The following is a 6,588-nucleotide window of genomic DNA, read 5'->3' on the forward strand; positions in this document are numbered from 1 at the left end:
TAAATCTCTGGGCAAGTCACATACGCTGCGACGAGATGTTGCCGCCGTCGACAACCAATTCCGTTGCGGTGATGTAACTTGCTTCGTCGGACAGCAGGAAGCGGACAGCGTGTGCGATTTCCTCCGGGCGACCGAGCCTGCCGAGGAGGATGCGTCGTTCGAATGCCCCGTCACCCAATGCGTCTACGGTCGGCTGAAGCAGAGGGGTCAGAATCTGTCCGGGAGAGACGCAGTTGATCCGAATGCCGTCCGGGCCCAGTCGGTCCGCCAGCGATCGGACCATCGACAACATCCCACCCTTTGCAGCGGAGTAGACAGGGTTGATTGCATTGCCCAAAGTTGCGTTGATCGAAGCGATTCCGACTATTGCCGAACCGGGATTGGCCGTGAAATCAGGCATCAACTGTTGAACCAACAGGATGAGCGGACGTAGATGGGTGTTGATACCCGTCTCCCACACGTCGAGCGTCACTCCTTCGAGGGATCCGATATCGACGACCCCGGCGGAGTGAACAAGTCCGCCGATGGAGGGAAGTGAGGAACGGGTTGTGGCCAATGCGGCCGCGTAGTCGTCCGCTCTCGTGAGATCGATTCCCACTCCGATGGCGTCGATGCCGAATTCGGAGGAGATCACTGCTGCCTGATCGACCGCTTTTGCCTCGTCGATATCCCAGAGAGCGACTGGTCGTCGGATCGCCGCGAGCGCGCGGGCGGAGGCCAATCCGATTCCGGATGCGCCGCCGGTGATGATCACGCCTGTCGACGGGGATGAAGCATTCATGTGTCCTCCTGATTTTGAAGCGTTCTGCTCGGCGCCGCATGATCTGATGGGCTCCGGTCATCACTGTGACGAGGGATGGATTCGGGCTCAACGAACATGACCGATCATCGGTATAGGTGCTGGTGAGAGCCCATGCAGATGCATCTCCCGCTGCGTGGGAAACGTACTGGCGTCGTGTGTCCACGGAAGCTCAGATGGGCGGAACGAATGTTGGCTGCCGAAGCGGCGGGCCACCGGAACGGAGACATCGATGTTGGTCGGACCGATCACCGAAGAGTCCATCCCCATGTCAACTCTCGACAGACTGTCGGTGGTGGTGGACTGCTTTCGTGACGCGCCTCGGCTGACATTGGGGGAGGTCGCGCGCCGAACCGGGATTCCGCGATCGTCCGTGCACCGGATGCTACTGAAACTCGTGAGGATGAACTGGCTACGCCGCGAAGGACTCGAGTACGAGATAGGCGACAAGCTAGGAGATCTGGGCGCGCTCTCGCTGTATCGAAACAAAGTGGATCGAGTGGATACGCCCCTACTTCAGCAATTGCATTTCGTGACTGGACACGCCGTGCACCTCGGGGTGTTGGAAGGAAACCATGTGCGCTACATCCAGAAGATCGGGAGCCTGATGGTCCCCGACCTTCAGACTCGCGTCGGCTCACGTATCCCAGCGCAAGCGTCGACCATCGGGAAGTCACTGTTGAGCGCCGGCAACAGATCGGTGGCATCGTCGCACAACGCCAATGACGTTCGCCAACACGCAGTTGCGTTCGGAATCTGCAATTCCGGGATGGGCTGTATCGGCGCGCGAATCGGGGTGCTCGACCACATGCCAGTAGGTCTCTCGATTTGTGGGCCCTTGATTCGCGGCACGATAGACAAGAGGAACGCCGCTCCCGTACAGATGGCGGCAGCAGCGATCTCGCAGTATTTCGGAATGATCGACGGGTTCGAGCAGGAGAAGACGGGATAGTCCGACAAACGCAAAGAGTGCGCCTCCCCCCACTACGCGTAAAGCGCAGTGGGGGAGACGCACTCGGATAGAGCTGTGTCAGCGAAGAGCCGCAAGCGCGTCGATACGCCCCGCGGCACCTTCCATGATGCTTTCGATCAGTTCCTTGCAGCTGGGCAGATCGTTGATCATGCCGACAACCTGACCCGAAGCAAGAACACCGGCTTCCGTGTTGCCCTCGACCAGTCCGGCCTTGAGCAACATCGGTGTGTTGGCTGCCATGATGATCTGCATCAGCGTGCGGTCACCCGACCGCTTCATCGCGAGACCGTCCTTGGCGAGGGTCGACCACTTCATGCCCGTCATGGCCTTGAACTTCGTGGCATTCTTGGCCGCGGCGATCAAACCGGTTGCATAGCTGGAACCTTCGAGGCTGTTGACCAGGTCGGTGTTGAGCACACGATGAGGCATGCCGTCGACCTTGCGGGAGACAGTCGTATCCGTCAGTCCGCGCTTGAGATACTCCTGTTTGACGGAATCGGGAACCGAAGAGTCGCTGGTGAGAAGGAATCGCGTTCCCATCGCGACACCGGCAGCGCCGTACGCCAGTGCGGCAGCCAGCCCGCGGCCGTCGAAGAATCCGCCACCGGCGATGACCGGAATATCGACCGCGTCGAGAACCGAGGGGAGAAGCAATGTCGTGGCCACACCGCCGGTATGGCCACCACCTTCGCCGCCCTGGACGATGACGGCGTCCGCGCCCCAGGATGCAACCTTGACCGCGTGCTTCGCGGCACCGATCGAGGGCACGACGACGATGCCGTGGTCCTTGAGCTTGGCGATCAGTTCCTTCTTGGGAGCCAACGCAAACGACGCGACCTTGACGCCTTCACGGATCAGCAGATCCGCGCGTTGCGGGGCGTCAGTGGCGTCGGCACGCATGTTGACGCCGAACGGCTTGTCCGTGAGCTGCTTCGTCTTCTTGATCGCGTGCTCGAGCTCGTCGTACGTCATCGTGGCCGAAGCCAGGATGCCGAGACCACCGGCGTTAGCCGTTGCCGACGTGAGAGCGGGACCGGAAACCCAGCCCATACCCGTCTGCACGATCGGGTACTCGACACCGACCAGTTCGGTCAGCGCGGTCTTCAGGGTGGGGGTCATGCCGAGACCTCACGGTCCCGGAGGTTGCGCGGATCGAGGGTTTCGCGGATGAGGTGAAGTTCTTCGGCGGTGGGGTCACGGGTGATACCGGCCTCGGCGAGTCCGGCAACCTCGAACGAGGTGTTCTCGGCTACCTCTTCGGCGGTGACGCCGGGGTGAAGGCTCAACGCGCGGAAGGTGTTTCCTGGTCCGCCGAAGTCGAAGACACCGAGGTTGGTGACGACGCGGGGGATGTTCAGGTACTTGTAAGCCGGATTCTCGGGATCGATCTGGTCGTAGCCGACACCGCACACCACGTCGACCTTGTCGACGAACACTCGCTTGGAGTGCTTGGGGACGAAGTAGCTCGTCGCGTGGTTGATGGTGTTACCCGGGGCGCCGCGCACACCGAACATCTGACGCGTCGGCTGCTGAAGCGGGCCGAAGGCGGAGAGGTTCTGGTTGCCGTGGCGATCGAGCTGATTGGCGCCCATGACTACGTGACGGCGGCCGGAAGCGACGACGTCGAACACCTTGCGGAACGGCATCCATCCTTCGACGGGGCCCTTCGTTCCGACGGCCGGAGTGTCCTCGAGAATGAGGGCTTCACCATCGGTGATCAGCAGGTCGGGCTCGGTGGTGAGTCGAGCCAGGCGAGCGCCGATGGTGGACGACGTCGACATCGGGCTGGCCATGATTTCGCCTGCACCGGAGAAGATTTCAGCGCAAGCGAGAACAACGTACTCTGCGCGGGTGACGGTGGATTCGCTCATTTTGCCTGCTCCCCTGCCTTTGATGAATCGGCAAACTTCTTTACTGCGGCTTGGTAGTCCTCTTCGCTGCCGGAGAGGAAGGTGTCGACGAACGCCTGCCACGACTCGGGGGTCTTGGCGGACTCGGCGTAGTGACGCTGGAACTTCTCGTCGCGGCCGTAGCTTTCGCCGGCCAACGTGAAGTGCGCACCATTGGGTGCCTCGACGACGGCGTCGACCATCATGCGGTTGAGCAGAAGGTTCTGCAGTGGAACGGATTTGACCAGTTCCTCGGTCTCGACGATGCGTTCGACGGAGACGTAACGCTTTTCGGCCGCCATGCAGTACAGGTCGTCGAAGTACGGGTCGACGCCGTTGTACGCGGCATTGCCGTGCTTGTCACCGAGATTGAGGTGAACGAACGACGCATCGAGGTTGAGCGCAGGCATCGCGATCAAGGTCTCGGAGCGGCCGTCGGCCTCGGGGTACGGGGAGGTGACGGTCTTGAGTTCGTCGCCCCAGAAGTTGCGGACATCCGAACCCAGGCCGGCGCGGATCGGGAGGAAGGGAAGGCGAGCGGCAGCTGCTTCGAGGCCACACTTGACCATGCCCTCGTCCATCTCGCGGACTTCGATCTCACCGGCGGTGCGTGCCTTGGCAAACCACGGGTCGTAGAACGGCGCGGAGTCGAGGGACACGAAACCGTAGTATGCCTTCTTGACCTTGCCGGCCGAGCACAGCAGTCCGAGATCCGGTCCGCCGTAGGTGACCACGGTCAGGTCTTTGACGTCCGAACGCAGAATCGCACGCACGAAGGCCATCGGCTTGCGGCGAGATCCCCAGCCGCCCAAGCCGATCGTCATTCCGCTGCGGAGTTCGCCGACTACCTCGTCGAGCGACTTCGTCTTGTCACGCTTGCTAGCCATGTTTGTCTCAGCCTTCCTTCTGGGTTGCGTTCTCGCGCGGCTTGCCGGTGGCGACGAACTCGTCGCGGTGTTCGTCGGACACGCCGAGGAGGTTGAGTTCGAAGGTGTAGCCCTGCTCGAGGCGGTAGCTGCCCTTGACGTCCACCGGGTCGATGCCGTTGATGGCTTCCTTGGCGCACCGGATGATGCGGGTGTCCTTGGCGGCGATCTTCGCGGCGATCTCGCGAGCGCACTCGTCGAGCTTCTCGCGCGGGACCACGTCGTAGACGCTGCCGAACTGCTTGAGTGTGTGTGCGTCGACGCTCTGTGCGGTGTAGTAGAGCGTGCGCATCATGTGCTGTGGCACCAGCCTCGAGAGGTGTGTGGCAGCGCCGAGTGCGCCGCGGTCGACCTCGGGGAGGGAGAAGATCGCGTCGTCGGAAGCGACGATCACGTCCGCGTTGCCGACGAGTCCGATGCCGCCGCCGACACAGAATCCGTTGACGGCCACGACGACGGGTACAGCACAGTCGTAGACGGCCGCGAAGGCCGCGGCGCAACCGCGGTTGGCGGCGACCAGCGCGTCGAATCCCTCGGTGGCCTGCATCTCCTTGATGTCGACGCCGGCGTTGAATCCGCGTCCCTCGGCTCGCAGGATCACCACGTGAGTGTTGAGATCCTTGCCCGCGTCGAGGATGGCGTCGGCAAGCTCGAACCATCCCTTGGACGGGATTGCATTGACCGGCGCGTAGTCGATGGTGACCGTGGTGATGCCGGTTCCGTCGGAGGAGGTGCTGATGCCCATATCGGGATTCCTTACGTCTGTGTACCAAACCAAGCGATTGCTTGGTAAGTTAGCACACAAGCGGAGCCGACAAGCCCGAGCAGAGTGCATTAGGAGACAAATATGAGTGGATTGGTCGACGGACGCGTAGTCATCATCACCGGGGCTGGCCGCGGTATCGGACGTGCGCATGCATTGGCATTTGCTGCCGAGGGCGCCAAGGTCGTCGTCAACGACATCGGTGCGGGTGCCGACGGTTCCGCGACCGGTGAGAGTCCGGCCGAGCAGGTTGTCGCGGAGATCATCGCCGCCGGTGGCCAAGCAGTGGTCAACGGAGACGACGTCGCCGACTGGGCGGGCGCCGAGAATCTGATCAAGACCGCGATCGACACCTTCGGTGGCCTGGACGTACTCGTGAACAACGCAGGCTTCCTGCGGGACCGCATGCTGGTCGGTATGAGCGAAGGCGAGTGGGACGCGGTGATTCGCGTGCACCTCAAGGGGCACTTCGCGCCGCTCCGTCACGCAGCTGCCTACTGGCGCGCCGAGGCCAAGGCAGGCAAGACCGTCGACGCACGCATCATCAACACCAGTTCGGGTGCAGGACTGCAGGGTTCGATCGGCCAGGGCAACTACGCCGCGGCCAAGGCCGGCATCGCCGAGATGACCATCCAGGCCGCCGCCGAGCTCAAGAATTACGGAGTCAGTGTCAACGCGATCGCGCCTGCTGCGCGCACACGCATGACTGTCGGCGCGGGCGGGGCGATGGCAGAAGCGATGGCAGCTCCGGAAGAGGGCTTCGACGCCATGGCTCCCGAGAACATCTCGCCGCTGGTCGTCTGGCTCGGTAGCGCCGAGTCCAAGGACGTCACGGGCCGGGTGTTCGAGGTAGAGGGCGGAAAGATCACCGTCGCGGAGGGCTGGCGTCACGGCCCGAGCGAGGACAAGGGAGATCGCTGGGACCCGAAGGAGATCGGGCCCGTCGTGGCAACGCTGTTGGAGAAGGCGGAGATTCCGACGCCGGTGTACGGGGCGTAGGGCCTCCGGCCCTGTGAGTGGTTAAGGAGTGCAGGGACTCCTCAACCACTCACAGGCGGCGTGCCGCCTACGCGGGCGCCCGAACCACCAACACGGTGCCGGGGAACTCAGCTGCGAGTTCGCGCCGCGAATGTTTCACGCAGGCGGTGCCGTAGCCCTTCTTGCGAGATTCCGGCGCGATCCAGATCGCCACGTTCACCTCTTGGCCGTCGAGTTCGCCGAATACCAGGCCGACGCTC

7 protein-coding genes and 1 pseudogene are annotated in these 6,588 nt (G+C 62.6%); 2 read left to right on the forward strand and 6 right to left on the reverse strand.

All coding sequences use genetic code 11. The annotated features are described in order from the left end of the window. Nucleotides 1-16: 16 nt before the first annotated feature. Entirely contained in the window at nt 17-781 is a 765-nt protein-coding gene (locus A2J01_RS07545; protein ID WP_007734247.1) for an SDR family NAD(P)-dependent oxidoreductase, read from the reverse strand. A 250-nt stretch (nt 782-1,031) separates the two neighbouring features. Here A2J01_RS07545 and A2J01_RS07550 point away from each other — a divergent pair, with 250 nt between their 5' ends. Further along, a complete protein-coding gene (locus tag A2J01_RS07550) occupies nt 1,032-1,751 on the forward strand; it encodes an IclR family transcriptional regulator (protein ID WP_064112436.1) in 720 nt (239 codons plus the stop codon). Nucleotides 1,752-1,829: 78 nt separating this feature from the next. On the opposite strand, the gene A2J01_RS07555 is transcribed toward A2J01_RS07550, so the two are convergent. The 4 genes from A2J01_RS07555 to echA20 are packed head-to-tail and all read right to left on the reverse strand — an operon-like array spanning nt 1,830 to nt 5,332. Then, a complete protein-coding gene (locus A2J01_RS07555) occupies nt 1,830-2,891 on the reverse strand; it encodes an NAD(P)H-dependent flavin oxidoreductase (protein WP_007734249.1) in 1,062 nt (353 codons plus the stop codon). After that, nucleotides 2,888-3,643 carry a CoA-transferase subunit beta gene (locus A2J01_RS07560; RefSeq protein WP_003945796.1) on the reverse strand — a complete coding sequence of 252 codons (756 nt, stop codon included), beginning with the start codon at nt 3,641-3,643 and terminating at the stop codon, nt 2,888-2,890. The genes A2J01_RS07555 and A2J01_RS07560 overlap by 4 nt, the downstream gene beginning before the upstream one ends. Further along, nucleotides 3,640-4,548, reverse strand: coding sequence for a cholesterol ring-cleaving hydrolase subunit IpdA (gene ipdA / locus A2J01_RS07565; RefSeq protein WP_042449482.1), 909 nt, complete (start codon nt 4,546-4,548; stop codon nt 3,640-3,642). Before ipdA ends, A2J01_RS07560 begins: the two co-directional genes overlap by 4 nt. Nucleotides 4,549-4,555: 7 nt before the next feature. After that, nucleotides 4,556-5,332 (reverse strand): (7aS)-7a-methyl-1,5-dioxo-2,3,5,6,7,7a-hexahydro-1H-indene-carboxyl-CoA hydrolase, encoded by a 777-nt coding sequence (gene echA20, locus A2J01_RS07570; protein WP_003945611.1) that lies wholly within the window; start codon nt 5,330-5,332, stop codon nt 4,556-4,558. Between the two features lie 102 nt (nt 5,333-5,434). Here echA20 and A2J01_RS07575 point away from each other — a divergent pair, with 102 nt between their 5' ends. Beyond that, nucleotides 5,435-6,349 carry an SDR family oxidoreductase gene (locus A2J01_RS07575; protein ID WP_003945561.1) on the forward strand — a complete coding sequence of 305 codons (915 nt, stop codon included), beginning with the start codon at nt 5,435-5,437 and terminating at the stop codon, nt 6,347-6,349. A 67-nt stretch (nt 6,350-6,416) separates the two neighbouring features. Here A2J01_RS07575 and A2J01_RS35015 read toward each other — a convergent pair. After that, nucleotides 6,417-6,588 (reverse strand): annotated as a pseudogene (locus tag A2J01_RS35015) (GNAT family N-acetyltransferase); the annotation flags it as partial.

The organism is Rhodococcus sp. EPR-134 (assembly GCF_001647205.1).
GTDB classification, from domain to species: domain Bacteria; phylum Actinomycetota; class Actinomycetes; order Mycobacteriales; family Mycobacteriaceae; genus Rhodococcus_F; species Rhodococcus_F qingshengii.

Excerpts from the sequence above, each read along its gene's own strand:
- A2J01_RS07545 (WP_007734247.1), bottom strand. The coding sequence starts at position 781 with ATGAATGCTTCATCCCCGTCGACAGGCGTGATCATCACCGGCGGCGCA.
- A2J01_RS07560 (WP_003945796.1), bottom strand. The coding sequence starts at position 3,643 with ATGAGCGAATCCACCGTCACCCGCGCAGAGTACGTTGTTCTCGCTTGC.
- A2J01_RS07555 (WP_007734249.1), bottom strand. The coding sequence starts at position 2,891 with ATGACCCCCACCCTGAAGACCGCGCTGACCGAACTGGTCGGTGTCGAG.
- ipdA (WP_042449482.1), bottom strand. The coding sequence starts at position 4,548 with ATGGCTAGCAAGCGTGACAAGACGAAGTCGCTCGACGAGGTAGTCGGC.
- A2J01_RS07575 (WP_003945561.1), top strand. The coding sequence starts at position 5,435 with ATGAGTGGATTGGTCGACGGACGCGTAGTCATCATCACCGGGGCTGGC.
- A2J01_RS07550 (WP_064112436.1), top strand. The coding sequence starts at position 1,032 with ATGTTGGTCGGACCGATCACCGAAGAGTCCATCCCCATGTCAACTCTC.
- echA20 (WP_003945611.1), bottom strand. The coding sequence starts at position 5,332 with ATGGGCATCAGCACCTCCTCCGACGGAACCGGCATCACCACGGTCACC.